The organism is Pseudomonas sp. GW821-FHT05H12 (assembly GCF_059419385.1).
In genome coordinates this window covers 29,785-49,462 of the sequence record NZ_JBWKRS010000036.1, presented here as the reverse complement: position 1 = coordinate 49,462, position 19,678 = coordinate 29,785, and the positions used below count along the sequence as shown (strand labels likewise).

The window sequence follows — 19,678 nt, the reverse complement described above, 5'->3', positions numbered from 1 at the left end:
TCACCCAGCGCTTCGATCACCGTCAGATGAACATATCCACCGGCACCTTGAAGAACTCCGCCAGCCAACGAATCTGCCGAACGTTGAGCTGGCGTTTTCCACTCAGTATTTCCGAAACAACCGATTGAGCGCCGACTCCAGGCAAGTCACTTTGTGTCAAACCATGCTCCTGCATCATTGACCGTAATACGTCGACACCGCTCGCTTCGGGCATTGGCCAATGCTCCACGTCATAGGCCTCAACCCAATCACCGATGATATCGACCAGCCCCATCAGCGGATGGGCTTCATCCTCGCCAACGATATCCAACAACTCATCCAGCGCTGCCACCAGAACATCGTAGTCAGCCTCGGTTTTAGGCTTGCGCAGCAGAGGCGCCACGTATTGCCAATGCTCAGCTACTTGCTCGATCAATGCTGTCACTGCACTTACTCCTTCCATTTACCCTTGTCGTACTCCCGGTGGCCCAGCACATGCCGGATATAGAGGCGTTGCATTCGATAGCGCACAACCGCAATGAGCCGTAATTTGTTGCCACCGATATTGAAGACGTGCAACGCGCCTACCTTGTCCAATGCGGGGAAAACCGATCTCAACGCTGCAAAATCTTCAGGGCTGATGACTTTGACCTTCCGATACCACTCATCCAATGCACTGGCCGAATAGGGCCATTTTTCCTTGGCATTTCGAATTTGCTTTGCACTGATCACTCGCATGCAACATCCCTATCGCATCTTGCTATGAAGGTTAATCCCGAACGCCAACTATCGCAATTTGCTATGGCCTCGAACGGACCAATGGTGCTTTGTCGAACACGCCTTCAGAGCCTAGATAGACAAACGCAATCGCCACCGAAAAATCTGTGAGCATATGCAACGCCAACCTGAACTTGATAATGCTCGGAAACGACTCCAAATAAGACCTTCCTGGTCTGTTTTGTTGGAGCCTCCATGTCCGAACCTCTTGTCATCCCCTGCCCCCATTGCAACGGCCTCAACCGCATCCCCGGCGAACGCCTGGGTGATGCGCCCAAGTGCGGACGCTGCAAGCAGCCGGTGTTGTTGAACAAGCCGTTTGAGCTGAACCAAGGCGACTACGCCAGCCAGATCAAGGGCGATCTGCCGTTGCTGGTGGATGTATGGGCTGATTGGTGTGGGCCGTGTAAATCGTTTGCGCCGGTGTTTGAGCAGGCCGCTGGCCAGTTGGCGGGCAAGTGCAGGCTGGCCAAGCTCGACAGCGAGGCGAATCAGCAGTTGTCCGCGCAGTTGGGGATTCGCTCGATCCCTAGTTTGATTCTGTTCAAGAACGGCCGCGAAGTGGCGCGCCAGAGTGGGGCATTTCCGTTGCCACAACTGATGAGCTGGCTGCGTAGCCAAGGCGTGTAAACAGATCAATTGTAGGAGCCGGCTCGCCGGCGATAGCGATCTCGAGGCAGCCATCGCCGGCAAGCCGGCTCCTACAGGGGAATGGGCTGCCTTTGAGGTCAGGCGTTTTCCAGCAGGTTGTGCAACTCCACAAACTGCTGCGTCAGCTTGTGCCGTGGGTCCAGGTGGATCAGCGGCTTGCTCTCCTGGTGCGACTCACGCATGCGCACGGAACTGGCCAGGTACACCGGTAGCACCGGCAACCCCTCTGCAATCAGCTCATCGAGCATCTGCTGCGGCAAACTCGCCCGGGCCTGGAACTGGTTGACCACGATGCCTTCCACTTCGAGGCCTTCGTTGTGGTCTTCCTTCAATTCTTCGATTTCTGCCAGCAGCCCATAGAGGGCCTGGCGCGAAAAGCTGTCGCAATCGAAGGGGATCAGCACACGATCAGCGGCAATTAATGCAGAAACCGCATAGAAGTTCAGCGCTGGCGGGGTGTCGAGGTAGATCCGGTCGTAATCCTCACTCAGATCATCCAGCAGCTTTCGCAGCTTGTTGATCTTGTGCTTGGCCTCGAGCTTGGGCTGCAGGTCTGCCAACTCCGGGGTCGCGGTGATGACGTGCAGGTTGTCGAACGGGGTTTCGTAGATGTCGACCTTGTTCTTCTTGGAAAACGGCCCGGAAGACAGGGTTTGCTTGAAAAAATCCGCGATCCCCATGGGGATATCGTCGCCAGTCAAGCCAGTGAGGTACTGGGTCGAGTTGGCTTGTGCATCGAGGTCCACCAATAGGGTTCGATAACCTTCGCTGGCGCTGACAGCCGCCAGGTTGCAGGCAATGCTGGACTTGCCAACGCCGCCTTTCTGATTGAACACCACACGCCGCATGGAAAAACCTCCGTGTATCAATGAATGTCCGAGTGTAGAGGGCAAAAGCGCCTGTTAGCTACCTCGTTCATCCATGCACTGCTGCATCAGCGGTCCTTTATGCTTCCACTGTCATACGTCACCGACAAATTAAAAGGAACGGTCCGACAATCCAGTCAGGCCCTTGGTAAAGGACAATCTGTAAATCTTTCCAAGCAAATTGTAATCAGCCGTGAACAAATCTTTACCAAAGTTTGCTAGAACCCCACGGCACCGGGATAATGCGCGCCATTCGGCCATTGCTCCCTGTCCCGGAATTCGGGGCCAACAGCCGCACATGGAAGCCCGCAGGGGCGGGATAACTTCTCAGTGATCACTTTCAACATCGCCCAATGGCGCGCCTGGGCCCCTGGGCTCGAAAGCGCGGACGACTGGCATGCCTGGTGCCGGAACCCGGTGTTGCTGCACGACAACCAAGCCTGCCCCGACGTGTCATTCCTGCCGGCCATGCAGCGCCGTCGCCTGAGCCGCCTGGCCCGCATGGCGTTCAGCGTGGGCTGGCCACTGGCCGATGGCCTGCAGGACCTGCCGCTGGTGTTCATATCCCGTCACGGCGAAACCCCGCGCACCCTCGACATCCTCACGGACCTGGCCAACGACCAGCCGCTGTCGCCGACCCAGTTCAGCCTGTCGGTGCACAATGCGGTAATTGGCCTGTGGTCGATCCTGCGCAACGAAACCAGCGAAATGACCGCCCTCGCCGCCGCAGGCGACGGCCTGGAACACGGCATGCTCGAGGCCGCCGCCCTGCTCAACGACGGCGCCCCGGCCGTCTTGCTGGTGATCACCGAAGAACAGCCGCCCGAGGCCTATGCCAGCTGGATCCACGACGTGCCGTTCCCCTACGCCCTCGGCCTGCTGCTCACACCGGGCGACGAGTGGCAGCTGGAACTCGGCACCGGCACTGTCCAACCCACTCAAACCCAGTGGCCCCACGCCCTGAACCTGCTGCGCACCCTGCTCACCGAACAGGTCGCCTGCCAACATGCCTGGAAGAACCGCGTATGGAACTGGCAACGCAAGCCCTGACCGATAAACCCCGGGACGCCTACTACTGGCGCCTGTTCGCCACCGCCGCCAGCTTTGCGCTGTTCGGCTTCGGCGGGCTGTGCCTGCGTTTGCTGGTGTTTCCACTGCTCAGTTGCCTGCCGGGGGACGCTGCAAAACATCGCCGCCGCGCCCGCCACACGATCAGTTGGCTGTTCTGGCTGTTCATCCGCCTGATGCAGCGCGTCGGCGTGTTGACCTACAGCGTCGAAGGCGCGGAAAACCTCGGCCGTCCGGGCCAGATGATCATTGCCAACCACCCGTCGCTGATCGATGTGGTGTTCCTGATCGGCCTGGTGCGCCAGGCCAACTGCGTGGTCAAGCAGAGCCTGTGGCAGAACCCCTTTACCCGCGGCCCCGTGCGCGAAGCCGGTTATATCAGCAACGACGGCAGCGCCGAGATGCTCGACGCCGCCGCCGACGCCCTGCGGACGGGCCAGACCCTGATCATCTTTCCCGAAGGCACCCGCACCACACCCGGCGCGGCGCCTGCCTTTCATCGTGGCGGCGCCGCCATCGCGCTGCGGGGTGCGACAATCATCACCCCCGTGGTGATCAAGGTCAGCCCGACCACGCTGACCAAGGCCGAACCCTGGTATCGCATCCCAAAATGCCGCGTGCACTTCAGTTTGCGGGTGGGTGCCGATATAGAACCACAGGCGTTCGCCGCAATGGGCCCAGCGCCCCAGGCTTCACGCAAGCTCAACGATTACCTGCATCACTATTTTATTAAGGAGCTCGCCGAAGATGAGCGACAGACACCGCCTTGAGCACGACATAAAGACGCTGATCATCGAGGCCCTGGGCCTGGAAGACATCAGCGCCGACGACATCGGCAGCGAGCAGACCCTGTTCGGCGAAGGCCTGGGCCTGGATTCGGTAGATGCCCTGGAGTTGGGCCTGGCGATCCAGAAAAAGTACGGCATCAAGATCGATGCCGACGCCAAGGACACTCGAAATCACTTCACCAACGTGGCCAGCCTCGCGGCATTCGTCACGGCCAGACAGGCAGCTTGAGACCGGACCATGCAAACTCGTGACGATATTTTCAACACCCTGCGCGATGCCTTGGTGGAACTGTTTGAACTGCCTCCGGAACGCGTCACCCTTGACGCCAACCTGTACCAGGACCTGGAAATCGACAGCATTGATGCCGTGGACTTGATCGACCATATCAAGCGCCAGACCGGCAAGAAGATCGCCGCCGAAGAATTCAAGGCCGTGCGCACCGTGAACGATGTGGTTGAGGCGGTGTACCGTCTGGTCCAGCCTGCCGCATGAGCCGGCTGATCGGCCTGGGCCTGCTGCTGGCGGGCCTGCTGTACCCCTTTGCGGTGTATTACGGCACCGAACACTTCGCACCGTGGCAATTCGGCCTGCTGCTGGGCAGCCTGTGGCTGTTGCGCGCGCTCACCGGCGCACGCCGACCCGGCAGTCGCTGGATGGCCGTGGCGATCATCGTGTTCTGCCTGTTGCTGGCCTGGTTCGACAACCCGCACCTGCTGCGCTGGTACCCGAGCCTGGTCAGCGCGTTCATGTTGTCGCTGTTCGGCTTGAGCCTCAAATACGGCCCGCCGATGGTGGAACGCCTGGCACGCATGACCGACCCGGTGCTGCCACCCCACGCCATCGTGTACACCCGCCAGGTTACGGTGGTGTGGAGTGTGTTCTTTCTGTGTAATGGCCTGCTCGCCGCCGCCCTCACCCTGTGGGCGCCGCTGAGCTGGTGGACGTTGTACAACGGCCTGATCGCCTACGGGTTGATGGGGCTGTTGTTTGCCGTGGAATGGCTGGTACGACAAAGGGTTCGAGGCCGCGTATGAATGGGTTGAAACTTGAGCACTTGCTGCTTGAGCCGCTGGAACAGCGTCCGGTCACCACCGAACCTGACATGAACCATGCCCAGCTGTGGGCGCACGCCCTGAGCCTGGCCGCAGGCCTGCAAGCGCGCGGTATCCAACGCCTGGCCGTGTACCTGGAAGACGCCGGCCAACTGGCGATTGCCCTGCTCGGCGCCTGGCGGGCCGGGGTCAGCGTGCTGCTGCCTGCCGACCTGCAACCACAGACCCGCCAGCGCTGGGACGAGGCCGTCGACAGCTGGCTGACCGAAGCCGCCGACCTGGACGCGCTGTACCAGGCACCCTTAAGCGCCGCCGCCCTCGACCTGGACGCTTGCCAACTGAGCCTGTGCACCTCCGGCTCCAGCGGCGAGCCCAAGCGCATCGACAAGACCCTGCGCCAACTGGCCAATGAAGTCGAAGCGCTGGAAGCCCTGTGGGGCCCGGACCTCAAGCGCGCCTGCATCATCGGCAGCGTCGCCACGCAGCACATCTACGGTTTGCTGTTCCGCGTGTTGTGGCCGCTGTGCGCCGGCCGCACCTTTGTGCGCAAGCAACTGGCCTTCCCCGAAGACTTGCAACGCGCCAGCCGCGAACACACACAGTTCGCCTGGGTCGCCAGCCCCGCCCTGCTCAAGCGCATGGGCGACAACCTCGACTGGCCAGCACTGAGCCAGGTGTTGCGGGTGTTTTCGTCGGGCGGCGCCTTGCCCGTGGAAGCGGCGGGCGAGCTTTACGACCGCTTGCAGCAATGGCCGACGGAAATCCTCGGCAGCTCCGAGACCGGCGGCATCGCCTGGCGCCAAGGCGCACAACCCTGGCAGCCGTTTGCCGGCGTGGTGCTGAGCCAGGACGCCGACGGCGCCCTGCGCATCGCTTCGCCTTACCTGCCTGCCGGCCATGTCGAACAGACCGCCGACGCGGCGCGCATCCATGCCGATGGCCGTTTCGAGCTGCTCGGGCGCCTGGACCGCATCGTCAAGCTGGAAGAAAAACGCATCTCCCTGCCCATGCTGGAACAGGCGTTGATGGCCCACCCATGGGTCGCCGACACCCGCTTGGGCGTGGTCCAGGAAAACCGCGCTTCCCTCGGCGCGCTGGTGGTACTCAGCGCCGATGGCTTGCACGCCTTGCGCAATCAGGGCCGTCGCACCCTCACCCAAACCCTGCGCCAGCACTTGAGCCAGCATTGCGAAGCGCTGGCCTTGCCCCGTCGCTGGCGTTTGCTGCGCCAGTTACCCCTGAACAGCCAAGGCAAACTGCCACAGGCGCAGGTCGAGGCGCTGTTGCTGGCACCCCGCCCGAAAGCCCCGGAAGTGCTGGAACAGGTGGAAGCCGATGGCGAATGGACCTTGCAACTGAGCGTTCCGCCGGACCTGGCCTATTTCAGCGGGCACTTCCCGGTCACCCCGGTGTTGCCGGGCGTGGTGCAGGTGGAATGGGCGTTCAACCTGGGCCAGCAACTGCTCGACCTGCCCGCAACCTTTGCCGGGATGGAAGTGCTCAAGTTCCAGCAACTGGTGCGCCCGGGCGATGCGATCGAACTGCACCTGCGCTTTGATCAGGAGCGCGGCAAGTTGTATTTCGCCTATCGCAATGGCGTCGCGGCCTGTTCCAGCGGGCGCATTCAACTGGAGGCTACGCATGTGTAGATCTGGTGAGCGCTTCGCGCTCAATCGCGGGCAAGCCCGCTCCCACATTGGGTCTGCGCCAGCCACAGATCTACTACACACAGCCGATCAAATGTGGGAGCTGGCTTGTCGGATCGCCGCACCGCTGCGATGCTGGCGACCCGATCCATCAAGAGCCGGCGATCATGCATAACCCCTGTGCCCTGATCCCGGTCTACAACCACGAAGCCGCCGTGCCGGCCGTGGTCCACAGCCTGTTAGACAGCGGCCTGCCATGCCTGCTGGTAGACGACGGCAGCAGCCCGGCCTGCGCGGCGGTCTTGGCACAACTTGCAAGCCTGGATAACGTTACCCTGCTGACCCTGCCCAGCAACCAGGGCAAAGGCGGCGCCGTCATGGCCGGGTTCCGCGAAGCCGCGCGCCTGGGCTACAGCCACGCCTTGCAAGTGGACGCCGACGGCCAGCACGATCTGCGCGAAGTCGAGACTTTCCTCGACACCTCGCGCCGTCACCCCGACGCCATTATCTGCGGCTACCCCGAATACGACGACAGCGTGCCCAAGGGCCGCCTGTATGCGCGCTACCTGACCCACGTGTGGGTGTGGATCAACACCCTGTCGCTGCAGATCCGCGACTCGATGTGCGGCTTTCGCGTGTACCCGCTGGCACCGGTGTTGGCGTTGATGGACTCGGCGTACATCGGCACGCGCATGGATTTTGACTCGGACATCCTGGTGCGCCTGGCCTGGCGCAACCAACCGATGCGCTGGCTGCCGACCCGGGTGCATTACCCCGCCGACGGCTTGTCGCACTTTCGCTTGTTCCGCGACAACGTGCGCATCTCGGCCATGCACACCCGGCTGTTCTTCGGCATGCTGGTGCGTGCGCCGATGATCCTGTGGCGACGGTGGCAAGCATGAGCGACAGCACCAAGCACTGGGCCGACCGCGAGGAGCGCGGCAGTTTCCTGTTGATGAAACTCACCGCCTTCGCCGCCAAAGTGCTCGGCCGGCGCCTGCTGAGCCCGGTGCTCTACGGCATCGTGCTGTACTTCTTCGTGTTCGGTCGCACCGCACGCCAGAGCGCCTGGCAATACCAGCAGCGCCTGGCCGACTGGAGCGGGCAAGACGCACTGCGCCCCACCCACACACGAGTCTTTGGCCAGTTCATGGCCTTCGCCGATTCCTTGCTCGACAAGCTCGACGTGTGGAACGGCAAGCTGCGCATCGAACAGATCGAAATCAACGACCCGGCGCAATTGCGCAACCAACTGCGCGGTGAACGCGGGCAGATGCTGGTGGGCGCCCACCTGGGCAACCTCGAAGTGTGTCGCGCCCTCGCCGAGCTTGGCGAGCAGGTCACCATGAACGTGCTGGTGCACACCAAGCACGCCGAACAATTCAACCGTTTGCTGGGCGAAGCCGGGGCCACGCATTTGCGCCTGATCCAGGTCAGCGAGCTGGACCCGGCCACCATGCTGCTGCTCAGCCAGCGCCTGGACGAAGGCGAATGGCTGGCCATTGCGGGCGATCGAGTGCCCCTGCATGGCGGGCGCACGGTCCGCGCGGATTTCCTCGGTCACAGCGCCGCCTTCCCACAAGGCCCGTGGTTGCTGGCCGGGTTGCTCAAATGCCCGGTGAACCTGCTGATGTGCCTCAAGCACAACAACCGCTATCGCCTGACCATCGAGCCGTTCGCCGAATTGATCGAATGGAAGCGCACCACCCGCGAGCAGGTCATCGCCCAGTGGACCGAGCGCTACGCCGCCCGCCTGGGCCAGTTTTGCCTGGAAGCGCCCCAACAATGGTTCAACTTTTACCCTTTCTGGAAGACCGATGACGACGCATCTTGAGCCGGTAACCTTTGGCGAACGCCCCCTGCGCATTGAGGACGTGCTGGCCCTGGCCAACCGTCAGGCGCCTACCCGATTGCAGGGCGACGCGGCGTATCGCCAGCGCATCGCCAAGGGTGCGCAGTTCCTCGACTCGCTGCTGGACAAGGAAGGCGTGATCTACGGCGTGACCACCGGCTACGGCGACTCCTGCGTGGTGGCCGTACCGTTGCAGCACGTCGAAGCACTGCCGCGTCACCTGTACACCTTCCACGGTTGCGGCCTGGGCAAGTTACTGGACGCCCAAGCCACCCGTGCGGTGCTGGCGGCGCGGTTGCAGTCACTGTGCCATGGCGTGTCCGGGGTGCGCGTGGAGTTGCTGGAGCGTCTGCATGCGTTCCTCGAACACGACGTGCTGCCGCTGATCCCGGAAGAGGGCTCGGTGGGCGCCAGCGGTGACCTGACACCACTGTCCTACGTGGCTGCGACCTTGTCCGGCGAACGCGAAGTGATGTTCCGTGGCGAACGCCGTCAGGCGGCCGACGTGCACCGCGAACTGGGTTGGGACCCGCTGGTGTTGCGCCCCAAGGAAGCCCTGGCCCTGATGAATGGCACCGCCGTGATGACCGGCCTCGCGTGCCTGGCCTTCGCCCGCGCCGACTACCTGCTGCAACTGGCCACGCGCATCACCGCGCTGAACGTGGTGGCGCTGCAAGGCAACCCGGAACACTTTGACGAGCGCCTGTTCGCCGCCAAGCCGCACCCTGGGCAGATGCAAGTGGCTGCCTGGCTGCGCAAGGACCTGGCCATCGACGCGCCGACCGCGCCACTGCATCGCCTGCAAGACCGCTACTCGCTGCGCTGCGCACCGCACGTGCTGGGTGTGTTGGCCGACAGCCTGGGCTGGCTGCGTTCGTTCATCGAAACCGAACTGAACAGCGCCAACGACAACCCGATCATCGATGCCGAAGAAGAGCGCGTGCTGCACGGCGGTCACTTCTACGGAGGCCACATCGCCTTCGCCATGGACAGCCTCAAGACCCTGGTGGCCAACGTGGCCGACCTGCTCGACCGCCAGCTCGCGCTGCTGGTGGACGTGCGTTACAACCACGGCCTGCCGAGCAACCTGTCCGGCGCGCCGGCCGACCGCGCGATGATCAACCACGGCTTCAAGGCCGTGCAGATCGGCACCAGCGCCTGGACCGCCGAAGCCCTGAAAAACACCATGCCGGCCAGCGTGTTCTCGCGCTCCACCGAATGCCATAACCAGGACAAAGTGAGCATGGGCACCATCGCCGCCCGCGATGCGATCCGTGTGCTGGAGCTGACCGAACAGGTTGCCGCCGCTACCTTGCTCGCCGCCAACCAAGGGGTGTGGCTGCGCGCCCAGGCCGAAGACGCCCGCCCATTGCCACCGGCCCTGGCCGCCATGCATGAAGAACTCGCCAAAGACTTCCCGCCGGTGATCGAAGACCGCGCCCTGGAAGGCGAACTGCGCCTGTGCCTGCAACGCATCGCCGAGCAACATTGGAGGCTGCATGCGTAGCCAGGGCGTGCTGCACTGCGACACTGAAATCCTCGTGCCGTTTTTTGACGTCGATACCATGAACGTGGTCTGGCACGGGCACTACGTAAAGTACCTGGAAGTGGCGCGCTGCGCGTTGCTGGACAAGATCGGCCATAACTACACGGCTATGCTGGAATCCGGCTACGCGTGGCCGGTGATCGACATGCAGCTGCGCTACGTGCGCGGCGCCGTGTTCGGCCAGACGATCAACGTACGCGCCAGCCTGGTGGAATGGGAGAACCGCTTGAAGGTCAATTACCTGATCACCGACCTGGCCAGCGGCGAGCGTTTGACCCGTGCAACCACGGTGCAGGTGGCGGTGGAAATCGCCAACCGTGAAATGCAGCTGGCCTCCCCCAAGATATTTACAGACGCCGTCGAGAGAGCCCTGAAATGAGATCCCCTGTGGGAGCGGGCTTGCCCGCGAAGGTCGTTAACGATAACGCAATCCGCCTGATACTCCGCGGCGTCCTCAGGTTTTTCGCGGGCAAGCCCGCTCCCACATTATTGATCGGGTTGCTTTTGAGTTTCAGTGCTCACGCTTTCGATCTACAACAACTGAGCGATCAACTCGCCAAACCCTCCGTAATCCACGGCACCTTCACCCAGGAAAAACACCTGCGTGCCCTGCCCCAACCCCTGGTCAGCAAAGGCACCTTTGTCCTCGCCAAGGACCACGGCCTGCTCTGGCTGCTCAAGACCCCGCTGCAACAGGATTACCGCATCAGCGCCCAAGGCATTGCCCGCCGTGACGCCAATGGCTGGCAATTGCTGCCAAACAAGAGCGCCGGCGCCGAGCAAAACCGCCTGTTCCTCGCCGTCCTCCAAGGTGACAGCAGTGGCTTGCAGCGCGACTTCGAATTGCAGCTGCAAGGCGAAGCCAACGGATGGAAACTCACGCTGATCCCGCGCTCACTGCTGTTAAAACAGGTCTTCACCCAGATCAATATCGACGGTGGCGAGCTGGTGCAGAAGATCGAGCTGCTGGAAACCCAAGGCGACAGCACCGTGCTGCGCATGCAGGACAGCCGTGCCGACCAACCTCTGAGCGATGCGGAGCAACACGACTTTGCCCAGTGAGCGCCTGCTACCGCGCCTGTTCCTGATCCTGCTGGTGGCTGTGCTGGCCCTGGCCGGCTGGCAGTGGCGCCATGGCGCGCCGTTGTCGGCCAACTTGATGGAATTGGTGCCGGGCAACACGCCGGACGCCTTGGAACAGCAAGCCGAACAGCGCATGCAGGAGCCCCTGAACCGCGAAATGCTGGTGCTGGTCGGGCACGCCGACCGCCAACAAGCCGTGGCCGTGGCGCAGCAGCTGGGCGAGCGCTGGCAGGCCAGCGGGCTGTTTGAAAAGGTGCAGTGGAACCTGCAAGCCGACCTGCCGGCGCTGCGTAAGCAATTGCTGCGCGGGCGCCTGGCGATGCTCTCGGCCAAGGACCGCGAACAGCTGATCGAACACCCCGACGCGTTTATCCAGCAGCGCGTGCAAGCGCTGTTCGACCCCTTCACCGGGTTCAGCCTGGTGCCGAGCCAGGACGACTGGCTCGGCCTGACCGGGCGCATCCAGAACAGCCAGCCGCAGCACGGTTCAGTGCAGCTGGACATTGGCAGCGGCGCCCTGATTGCCGATGCCGACGGCAAAAGCTGGGTGCTGCTGCGTGCGCGCACCACCGGCAATGCCTTCGACATGCAACTGCCGATACAGGTGGCCGACCTGCTCAAGGCCAGCCGTGAACAGGCCAGCGGCCAAGGTGCGCAGCTGCTCGCCGCCAGCGGCTTGCTGTATGCCGCCAACGGCCAGCAGCAGGCCACGCGGGAAATCACCTGGGTCGGCGGCGGCGCCACCTTGGGCATTCTGTTATTGCTGTTGCTGGCGTTCCGTCGCTGGCGTGTGCTGCTGGCGTTTGTGCCGGTGCTGGTGGGCATGCTGTTTGGCGCGGTGGCCTGTGTGGCGCTGTTTGGCCACATGCATGTGATGACGTTGGTGCTGGGCTCGAGCCTGATTGGCGTGGCGGTGGATTACCCGCTGCACTACCTGTCCAAGAGCTGGAGTATGCAACCCTGGCGCAGCTGGCCGGCGCTGCGCATCACGCTGCCGGGGCTGAGCTTGAGCCTGGCGACCAGTTGCATCGGCTACCTGGCACTGGCCTGGACGCCGTTCCCGGCGCTGACCCAGATCGCGGTGTTCTCCGCTGCCGGCCTGGTGGGCGCGTACTTGTCGGCGGTGTGCCTGTTGCCCGCCCTGCTCAAGGGCGTCGAGCTGCGCCCGGCGCAATGGCCGCTGCGCATCGCCGAATGCCTGTGGCTGATGCGCGCCTCGTTGCTCAAGCGCGTGCCAAGCCCGGTGTTGCTGGTGCTGGTGGTGCTGTTTTGCGCCGGTGGCCTGTGGCACTTGAACAGCAAGAACGATATTCGCCAGTGGATCGGTGCCCCGCCGCAGTTACTGCAGGAAGCACAGGCGGTGGCGCGCATCACCGGGTTCCAACCCACCAGCCAGTTTTTCCTGGTGCGGGCCGACAACCAGCAGCAGTTGCTGGAACGCCAGGCCGCGCTGGGCCAGCGCCTGGATCAGTTGGTGAACATGGACAAGCTCCAGGGTTACCTGGCGCTGAACCAACTGGTCAGCCTGCCCGCCGAGCAACAACACCTGCGGGATGCGCTGAACGCGTTGCCACAACACTGGCAGCCACTGCTCGACCTCGGCGTTCCCGCTGCGGCCTTGCAAGCCGAAGTCGCGCAACTGCAAACACTGCCCACCCAAGACATCGACGCCGCGCTGGTCGGCCCGCTCGCCGAACCCTGGCGCACGCTGTGGCTGGGGCCGGTGGATGGCGGTGTGGCCGCCATGGTCAGTCTGCAAGGCTTGAACAACCCGGCGCTGCTGCGGGTGCAGGCGGTGGACCTGCCCGGGGTGCAACTGGTGGATCGCCTCGGTGATTTGAACCGGGTATTTGCCGACACGCAGATCAGCGCCGCCGAATTGAAGTTGATGTCGTGCGTGCTGATCGTGTTGCTGCTGATCCTGCCCTTCGGGTTCGGCGGCGCCTTGCGCATCGTCGCGCTGCCGTTGCTGGCCGCGCTGTGCAGCCTGGCCAGCCTCGGCTGGCTGGGCCAACCGCTGACCCTGTTCAGCCTGTTTGGCCTGCTGCTGGTCACGGCCATCAGCGTGGATTACGCGATCTTGATGCGCGAGCAGATCGGCGGCGCAGCAGTCAGCCTGCTGGGAACGCTGCTGGCCGCGCTGACCACCTGGCTGTCGTTCGGCCTGCTGGCGGTCTCAAGTACGCCAGCGGTGAGCAATTTCGGCCTGTCGGTCAGCCTGGGCCTGGCTTTCAGCTTTATGCTGGCGCCCTGGGCCGGCCATCAGAAGCACGCCTCATGAACCCGATTATCGCCAACGCGGCAAGGAGCCCTCGTGCCCACAGTTGAAATGGAACGTCGCCAGGTCGTGGTGATCGGTGCCGGGCCGTCCGGCGCCATCGCGGCAGCCCTGCTCAAGCGCAAAGGACATGACGTGCTGGTCATCGAACGCCAGCATTTTCCACGTTTTTCCATCGGCGAAAGCCTGTTGTCCCACTGCATCGACTTCATCGAAGAAGCCGGCATGCTCGACGCTGTGCAGGCCGCGGGGTTCCAGCTGAAAACCGGCGCCGCGTTCGCCTGGGGCGAGCGCTACAGTGCGTTTGATTTCAGCGATACCTTCAGCAACGGCAAACCCACTACCTTCCAGGTGCAGCGCGGTGACTTCGACAAACTGCTGGCTGACCAGGCCGCGCTGCAAGGGGTGGAGATCCGCTACGGCGAAAGCATCGTCGGCGTGGACTTCAAAGGCGATTGCCGCTACCTGCACGTGCGCCGCGAGAACGGCAGCGAGTACCACCTCAAGGCCAAGTTCGTGTTGGATGCCAGCGGTTACGGCCGCGTGCTGCCGCGCCTGCTGGACCTCGATGTGCCGTCTGATTTCCCGGTGCGCCAGGCGGTGTTCACCCACGTCGAAGACCGCATCGAACACCCGGGTTTTGACCGCACCAAGATCCTCGTCACCACGCACCCGACCCAGCGCGATATCTGGTTCTGGACCATACCGTTCAGCAACGGCCGTTGCTCGGTGGGGGTAGTCGCGGCCAAGGAGCATTTCGACGGCCGCGACGGTGACCTCGATGCCTGCCTGCGCGGTTTCATCGATGAAACCCCAAGCCTGTCCGGTGTGCTGAAAGAAGCCGTGTGGGACACCCCGGCGCGCACCATCGGCGGTTATGCGGCCAACGTCAAAAGCCTGCACGGCCCCGGCTTCGCGCTGTTGGGCAATGCGGCGGAATTCCTCGACCCGGTATTCTCTTCCGGCGTGACCATCGCCATGCGTTCGGCGAGCATGGCCGCTGGGCTGCTGCATCGCCAACTGAACGGCGAAGCGGTGGACTGGCAAACCGAGTTTGCCGAGCCGTTGAAGCGCGGTGTCGACACCTTCCGTTGCTACGTCGAAGGCTGGTATGCCGGTACCTTCCAGGATGTGATTTTCCACCCGGGCAGCTCGCCGGAGATTCGCCGGATGATCAGCTCGATCCTCGCCGGCTACGCGTGGGACGAGCGCAACCCGTTTGTCAGTGAACCCAAGCGACGGCTACGGATGTTGTCGCAGATTTGTGCAGGGGATGCCGCGTGAGCACTCAATACCTCAGTAAAAACTACGTCGAAGAAACCAAATTTGGGTTCTGGTTCCTGCGCAGCCACACCTGGCAACACCATGTGCTGCGCGTGGCGATCAACGACTTGCGCAGCCTGTTCAGCGAGCCGCTGCCGGTGGCGCCAGTGCTGCTGGATGCCGGCTGCGGCCAGGGCAAATCCTTCAAGCTGTTGCAACAGGTGTTCGCCCCTGGCCGCTTGATCGGCCTGGACGCCGACCTTCACAGCCTGGCGTTGAGCAAGGCCGAAGCCGTACGCCAGGGCCTGGATGTGCAACTGATCGGCAGCGACTGCGCCACCCTCGATGTGCCGGACGCAAGCGTCGACATCCTGTTCTGCCACCAGACTTTCCACCACCTCGTGGAGCAGCATCGCGCGCTGAAGGAGTTCTACCGCGTGCTCAAGCCGGGCGGCTACCTGTTGTTTGCCGAATCCACCGAGGCGTACATCGACACCTGGGTGATTCGCTGGCTGTTCCGCCACCCCATGCACGTGCAGAAAAGCGCCGAGGAGTATCTGGAGATGCTGCGCGAACAAGGCTTTGAATTTGGCCCGCAGAACGTCTCCTACCCGTACCTGTGGTGGAGCCGCTCCAGCGATTTCGGCCTGCTGGAACGCTGGGGCCTGCGCAACCCGCCGCCGGTGGGCCAGCGTGAGGAAACCCTGGTGAACTGCGTGGCACGCAAACCCTTGGCGAGCCCTGAATGATGATTCGTCTGTTGTTGATCGGCTGCCTGTTGCTGCTGAGCGCCTGCGCCAGCCAGCCACCGCTGCCCGAAAAAGTCCCGGCGCTGACGCTGCCCATGCAGCTGCATGTTCAGCGCCAGGCAGACGGTCAAACCCAGGACTGGCTGCTGGTGATCCAGCGCGAAGGCGGTGCGATACGCTGGTCGATGATGGACCCGCTGGGTATTCCCCAGGCCCGGCAGAAGCTGGTCGACGGTCAGTGGCAAGCCGACGGCTTGCTGCCGCCCAACCCCCAGGCACGGGACTTGTTCGCCGCACTGTTATTCGCCCTGACGTCGGCGGACGATGTGCGAAAGCTGTACCCCACCGCGCAGGCCATGGACCTTACCCGCACGCTGCCCGGCCACTGGCAGATCGTGTACCAGTCGTCTGAGGTCTTCAGTGTGAACATGAGCGGGCAACGGTTGAGCTACCGCATCAGCCCGCTGGGGGCCGCACGATGACCGCCTACCTCAACGCCCTCGGCGTAATCTGCGCCCTCGGCCGTGGCCAGGACGAAGTCAGTCGCAGCCTGTTTGCCGGTGACTGCTCGGGCATGCGCGCCGAAAGCGGCTGGGTACCGGACCGTGTGCTGCCGGTGGCCGGCGTGCCGGGTGAACTGGCGACCATCCCAACGGAGCTGAACCAGCAAAGCAGCCGGAATAACCAGCTGTTGCTGGAAGCGGCGCTGCAGATTGAGGTACAGATTCGTCAGGCCATTGAAACGTATGGCGCCTCTCGGGTCGGCATTGTGCTCGGTACCAGCACGTCGGGTATCGATGAGGCGAGCCGTGGCATTGCGCATTACCTGCGCGACAACCAGTTCCCCGGTGATTACGACTACCAGCAACAGGAACTCAGCGCTCCGGCCAACTTCCTCGCCGACTGGTTGCAACTGAGCGGACCGGCCTATGTGATCTCCACCGCCTGCACCTCCAGCGCCCGCGCGTTGATGAGTGCCCAGCGCCTGCTGGACCTGGGCGTGTGCGATGCGGTGATCTGCGGCGGCGTCGACAGCCTGTGCAAGCTGACGCTTAACGGCTTTACCTCGCTGGAAGCGGTGTCGAGCGAGCGTTGCAACCCGTTCTCGGTGAACCGCAACGGCATCAACATCGGCGAAGCCGCGGTGCTGTTCCTGATGAGCCGTGAGACCGCGCCCATCGCGCTGCTGGGCAGCGGCGCCAGCTGCGACGCGCACCATATTTCCGCGCCGGAGCCCACCGGCAAGGGCGCGCTGCAAGCAATGCGCAAGGCGTTGGCCAGCGCCAAACTTGCGCCCGAGCAGATCGGTTACCTGAACCTGCACGGCACAGCCACCCAACACAACGACGCCATGGAAAGCCTGGCGGTTGCCCAACTGTTCCCCCAAGGCGTGGCCTGTTCGTCGACCAAGCCCATGAGCGGCCACACTCTGGGCGCCGCCGGTGCACTGGAGGCCGCGTTCTGCTGGTTGAGCCTGGCCCACGGCGTGGTGCCGCCCCATGTGTGGGACGGCCAGGCCGACCCGGCACTGCCGGCCCTGCACTGGGCGCAAGCCGGTGACACCTTGAAAAAACGCTGCCTGATGAGCAATTCGTTTGCCTTCGGCGGCAACAACGTCAGCCTGATAATCGCAGAGGCCCCATGATCGATTGGCCACTCGCTGAACTGCTGCCCCACGCGGGCGACATGATCCTGATCGACCAGGTGCTGTCGTTCGATGAAGAGCAGGTTCACACCCGCGTCACCGTCAAGCCTGGCGGCCTGTTCAACCGCGACGACGGCAGCCTGCCGGCGTGGGTCGGCATCGAGCTGATGGCGCAAAGCGTCGCGGCTTACGCCGGTTGCCGTGCGCGTCAGAAAGGCGAGGCCGTGGAACTGGGCTTCCTGCTGGGCACACGCAAGTACGAGTGCAACGTGGAACACTTCCCGGCCGGCGCCGAGCTGACCATCCACGGCCTGCGCTCCCTGGAAGACGACAATGGCATGGGTGTGTTCGAATGCCACCTGACCGGTGATGGCATTTTGGCTAGCGCCCGCTTGAACGTATTCCGACCGCCCCAGGCGGCCAACTATTTAGATGAATCGAAGGACGTAACGCCATGACTGAATCCGTACTGGTCACCGGCTCCAGCCGTGGCATTGGCCGCGCCATCGCCCTGCGCCTGGCCCAGGCCGGCCATGACATCGTGCTGCATTGCCGCAGTGGCCGCGCCCAAGCCGACGCGGTGCAAGTCGAAATCGAAGCCCTGGGCCGCAAGGCACGGGTGCTGCAGTTCGATGTGGCGGACCGTGCCGCGTGCAAGGCAATCCTCGAAGCCGATGTGGAGCAGCATGGCGCCTACTACGGCGTGGTGCTCAACGCCGGCCTGACCCGCGACGGCGCGTTCCCGGCCCTGTCGGAAGACGACTGGGACGTGGTGATGCGCACCAACCTCGACGGTTTCTACAACGTGCTGCACCCGGTGATGATGCCGATGATCCGACGTCGCGCGGCCGGGCGTATCGTGTGCATCACGTCGGTGTCCGGCTTGATCGGCAACCGTGGCCAGGTCAACTACAGCGCGTCCAAGGCCGGCTTGATCGGCGCCGCCAAGGCCCTGGCCATCGAGCTGGGCAAGCGCAAGATCACGGTCAACTGCGTGGCACCTGGCCTGATCGACACCGCCATGCTCGATGAGAACGTGCCGGTGGAAGAGCTGATGAAGATGATCCCCGCGCAGCGCATGGGCACCCCGGAAGAGGTGGCCGGCGCGGTGAATTTCCTGATGTCGGCCGAGGCCGGCTACATCACGCGCCAGGTGCTGGCCGTGAACGGAGGCCTGTGCTGATGAAGCGCGTTGTAGTGACCGGCATGGCCGGTATGACCTCCCTGGGTGGCGACTGGGAGACCATCGCCGCCAACTTTCGTGCCAACCGCAGCGGCATCCGGCGCATGGACGAGTGGGACCGGTTTACCGAATTGAACACGCGCTTGGCCGGGCCGATCGACGACTTCGTCGTGCCCGCCCACTGGACGCGCAAGCAGCTGCGTAGCATGGGCCGTGTTTCGCGCCTGGCCGTGTGGGCCGCTGAGCAGGCGTTGCAGGACGCGGGTTTGCTCGGCGACGAGTCGATCAAGGACGGGCGCATGGGCGTGGCCTGTGGCTCGTCCACCGGCAGCACCGATGAGATCAAGGCGTTCGGCAATATGCTGCTGAACTCGGTGGCCGAGGGGCTGAATGCCAACTCCTACGTGCGCATGATGCCGCACACCACGGCAGCGAATATCAGCATCTTCTTTGGCCTCACCGGGCGGCTGATCCCCACCTCCAGCGCCTGCACCAGCGGCAGCCAAGGCATCGGGTATGCCTACGAGGCGATCAAGTTCGGGCGCTTGCCGTTGATGCTCGCCGGGGGCGCCGAAGAGCTGTGCCCGACCGAAGCCATGGTGTTCGACGCGCTGTACGCCACCAGCCTGAAAAACGATGCACCGCAAACCAGCCCGCGCCCCTACGACAGCGGCCGCGATGGCCTGGTGATCGGCGAAGGCGGCGGCATGCTGGTCCTCGAAGAGCTGGAGCATGCGTTGGCCCGTGGGGCGCATATCCACGCTGAACTGGTCGGTTTCGGCAGCAACGCCGACGGCCAGCACACCACCCGCCCCGAGCAGAAAACCATGCGCCGCGCGATGGAGCTGGCGTTGGAAGACGCCGGGCTGGAGCCGTCTGCCATCGGCTACGTCAACGGTCACGGCACCGCTACCGACCAGGGCGACATCGCCGAGACCCTGGCCACCAGCAGCCTGTTCGGTAGCCGCATGCCCATCAGCTCGCAGAAGAGCTTTCTCGGCCACACCCTGGGCGCATGCGGAGCGTTGGAGTCGTGGTTCAGCATCGAGATGATGAACCGCAACCAGTACGTGCACACCTTCAACCTGGATTCGGTGGACCCGCAATGCGGCGAGCTGGATTACCTGCAGGGTGAATTTCGCGAGATGCACCACGACTACGTGATGAACAACAACTTTGCCTTTGGCGGCGTCAACACGTCGCTGATCTTTCGCCGCTGGTCCTGACTGTTAAATCGATTGGAGAATACGG

General features: G+C 63.4%; 23 protein-coding genes. 20 read left to right on the top strand and 3 right to left on the bottom strand.

The window, feature by feature from the left end:
- Positions 1 to 22: 22 nt before the first annotated feature.
- Positions 23 to 424: a helix-turn-helix domain-containing protein gene (locus AC07SU_RS25465; protein ID WP_176997203.1), complete on the bottom strand. Its 402-nt coding sequence runs from the start codon at positions 422 to 424 to the stop codon at positions 23 to 25.
- Positions 425 to 429: 5 nt separating this feature from the next.
- Complete coding sequence (locus AC07SU_RS25460; protein ID WP_494998588.1) at positions 430 to 717, bottom strand: type II toxin-antitoxin system HigB family toxin; 288 nt, start codon at positions 715 to 717, stop codon at positions 430 to 432.
- Between the two features lie 234 nt (positions 718 to 951).
- Between AC07SU_RS25460 and trxC the strand changes: the two genes are divergently transcribed.
- Positions 952 to 1,386, top strand: a complete 435-nt coding sequence (gene trxC, locus AC07SU_RS25455) for a thioredoxin TrxC (protein ID WP_494998587.1) — start codon at positions 952 to 954, stop codon at positions 1,384 to 1,386.
- 98 nt (positions 1,387 to 1,484) lie between these two features.
- On the opposite strand, the gene AC07SU_RS25450 is transcribed toward trxC, so the two are convergent.
- Positions 1,485 to 2,255: a ParA family protein gene (locus AC07SU_RS25450; RefSeq protein ID WP_028615448.1), complete on the bottom strand. Its 771-nt coding sequence runs from the start codon at positions 2,253 to 2,255 to the stop codon at positions 1,485 to 1,487.
- A 348-nt stretch (positions 2,256 to 2,603) separates the two neighbouring features.
- Between AC07SU_RS25450 and AC07SU_RS25445 the strand changes: the two genes are divergently transcribed.
- The 19 genes from AC07SU_RS25445 (at position 2,604) to AC07SU_RS25355 (ending at position 19,653) form a co-directional block, all read left to right on the top strand.
- A complete protein-coding gene (locus AC07SU_RS25445) occupies positions 2,604 to 3,323 on the top strand; it encodes a beta-ketoacyl synthase chain length factor (protein ID WP_494998586.1) in 720 nt (239 codons plus the stop codon).
- A complete protein-coding gene (locus AC07SU_RS25440; RefSeq protein ID WP_494998585.1) occupies positions 3,299 to 4,111 on the top strand; it encodes a lysophospholipid acyltransferase family protein in 813 nt (270 codons plus the stop codon). The genes AC07SU_RS25445 and AC07SU_RS25440 overlap by 25 nt, the downstream gene beginning before the upstream one ends.
- A complete protein-coding gene (locus AC07SU_RS25435; protein WP_176997206.1) occupies positions 4,089 to 4,358 on the top strand; it encodes a phosphopantetheine-binding protein in 270 nt (89 codons plus the stop codon). Before AC07SU_RS25440 ends, AC07SU_RS25435 begins: the two co-directional genes overlap by 23 nt.
- A gap of 9 nt (positions 4,359 to 4,367) precedes the next feature.
- Positions 4,368 to 4,622, top strand: a complete 255-nt coding sequence (locus tag AC07SU_RS25430) for an acyl carrier protein (protein ID WP_003187949.1) — start codon at positions 4,368 to 4,370, stop codon at positions 4,620 to 4,622.
- Complete coding sequence (locus AC07SU_RS25425; protein WP_494998584.1) at positions 4,619 to 5,164, top strand: COG4648 family protein; 546 nt, start codon at positions 4,619 to 4,621, stop codon at positions 5,162 to 5,164. Before AC07SU_RS25430 ends, AC07SU_RS25425 begins: the two co-directional genes overlap by 4 nt.
- Entirely contained in the window at positions 5,161 to 6,831 is a 1,671-nt protein-coding gene (locus AC07SU_RS25420; protein ID WP_494998583.1) for an ApeI family dehydratase, read from the top strand. Before AC07SU_RS25425 ends, AC07SU_RS25420 begins: the two co-directional genes overlap by 4 nt.
- A 164-nt stretch (positions 6,832 to 6,995) precedes the next feature.
- Positions 6,996 to 7,730, top strand: a complete 735-nt coding sequence (locus AC07SU_RS25415; RefSeq protein ID WP_494998582.1) for a glycosyltransferase family 2 protein — start codon at positions 6,996 to 6,998, stop codon at positions 7,728 to 7,730.
- Complete coding sequence (locus AC07SU_RS25410) at positions 7,727 to 8,662, top strand: lysophospholipid acyltransferase family protein (protein ID WP_494998581.1); 936 nt, start codon at positions 7,727 to 7,729, stop codon at positions 8,660 to 8,662. Before AC07SU_RS25415 ends, AC07SU_RS25410 begins: the two co-directional genes overlap by 4 nt.
- A complete protein-coding gene (locus tag AC07SU_RS25405) occupies positions 8,646 to 10,187 on the top strand; it encodes an HAL/PAL/TAL family ammonia-lyase (protein ID WP_176997210.1) in 1,542 nt (513 codons plus the stop codon). The genes AC07SU_RS25410 and AC07SU_RS25405 overlap by 17 nt, the downstream gene beginning before the upstream one ends.
- On the top strand, positions 10,180 to 10,605 hold the full coding sequence (locus tag AC07SU_RS25400; RefSeq protein ID WP_176997211.1) for an acyl-CoA thioesterase: 426 nt from the start codon (positions 10,180 to 10,182) through the stop codon (positions 10,603 to 10,605). Before AC07SU_RS25405 ends, AC07SU_RS25400 begins: the two co-directional genes overlap by 8 nt.
- A complete protein-coding gene (locus AC07SU_RS25395) occupies positions 10,602 to 11,288 on the top strand; it encodes an outer membrane lipoprotein carrier protein LolA (RefSeq protein WP_494998580.1) in 687 nt (228 codons plus the stop codon). Before AC07SU_RS25400 ends, AC07SU_RS25395 begins: the two co-directional genes overlap by 4 nt.
- A complete protein-coding gene (locus tag AC07SU_RS25390; protein ID WP_494998579.1) occupies positions 11,278 to 13,590 on the top strand; it encodes an MMPL family transporter in 2,313 nt (770 codons plus the stop codon). Before AC07SU_RS25395 ends, AC07SU_RS25390 begins: the two co-directional genes overlap by 11 nt.
- Before the next feature lie 33 nt (positions 13,591 to 13,623).
- On the top strand, positions 13,624 to 14,871 hold the full coding sequence (locus AC07SU_RS25385) for an NAD(P)/FAD-dependent oxidoreductase (RefSeq protein WP_494998578.1): 1,248 nt from the start codon (positions 13,624 to 13,626) through the stop codon (positions 14,869 to 14,871).
- On the top strand, positions 14,868 to 15,599 hold the full coding sequence (locus tag AC07SU_RS25380) for a class I SAM-dependent methyltransferase (protein ID WP_494998577.1): 732 nt from the start codon (positions 14,868 to 14,870) through the stop codon (positions 15,597 to 15,599). Before AC07SU_RS25385 ends, AC07SU_RS25380 begins: the two co-directional genes overlap by 4 nt.
- Positions 15,599 to 16,081, top strand: coding sequence for a hypothetical protein (locus tag AC07SU_RS25375; protein WP_494998601.1), 483 nt, complete (start codon positions 15,599 to 15,601; stop codon positions 16,079 to 16,081). The genes AC07SU_RS25380 and AC07SU_RS25375 overlap by 1 nt, the downstream gene beginning before the upstream one ends.
- A complete protein-coding gene (locus tag AC07SU_RS25370; RefSeq protein WP_494998576.1) occupies positions 16,078 to 17,244 on the top strand; it encodes a beta-ketoacyl-[acyl-carrier-protein] synthase family protein in 1,167 nt (388 codons plus the stop codon). The genes AC07SU_RS25375 and AC07SU_RS25370 overlap by 4 nt, the downstream gene beginning before the upstream one ends.
- Positions 17,241 to 17,702, top strand: a complete 462-nt coding sequence (locus AC07SU_RS25365; RefSeq protein WP_176997217.1) for a hotdog family protein — start codon at positions 17,241 to 17,243, stop codon at positions 17,700 to 17,702. Before AC07SU_RS25370 ends, AC07SU_RS25365 begins: the two co-directional genes overlap by 4 nt.
- Complete coding sequence (gene fabG / locus AC07SU_RS25360) at positions 17,699 to 18,427, top strand: 3-oxoacyl-ACP reductase FabG (RefSeq protein ID WP_176997218.1); 729 nt, start codon at positions 17,699 to 17,701, stop codon at positions 18,425 to 18,427. Before AC07SU_RS25365 ends, fabG begins: the two co-directional genes overlap by 4 nt.
- The gene (locus AC07SU_RS25355) at positions 18,427 to 19,653 is read left to right on the top strand and encodes a beta-ketoacyl-ACP synthase (RefSeq protein ID WP_176997219.1); all 1,227 of its coding nucleotides are present in this window, start codon (positions 18,427 to 18,429) and stop codon (positions 19,651 to 19,653) included. Before fabG ends, AC07SU_RS25355 begins: the two co-directional genes overlap by 1 nt.
- Positions 19,654 to 19,678 lie beyond the last annotated feature (25 nt).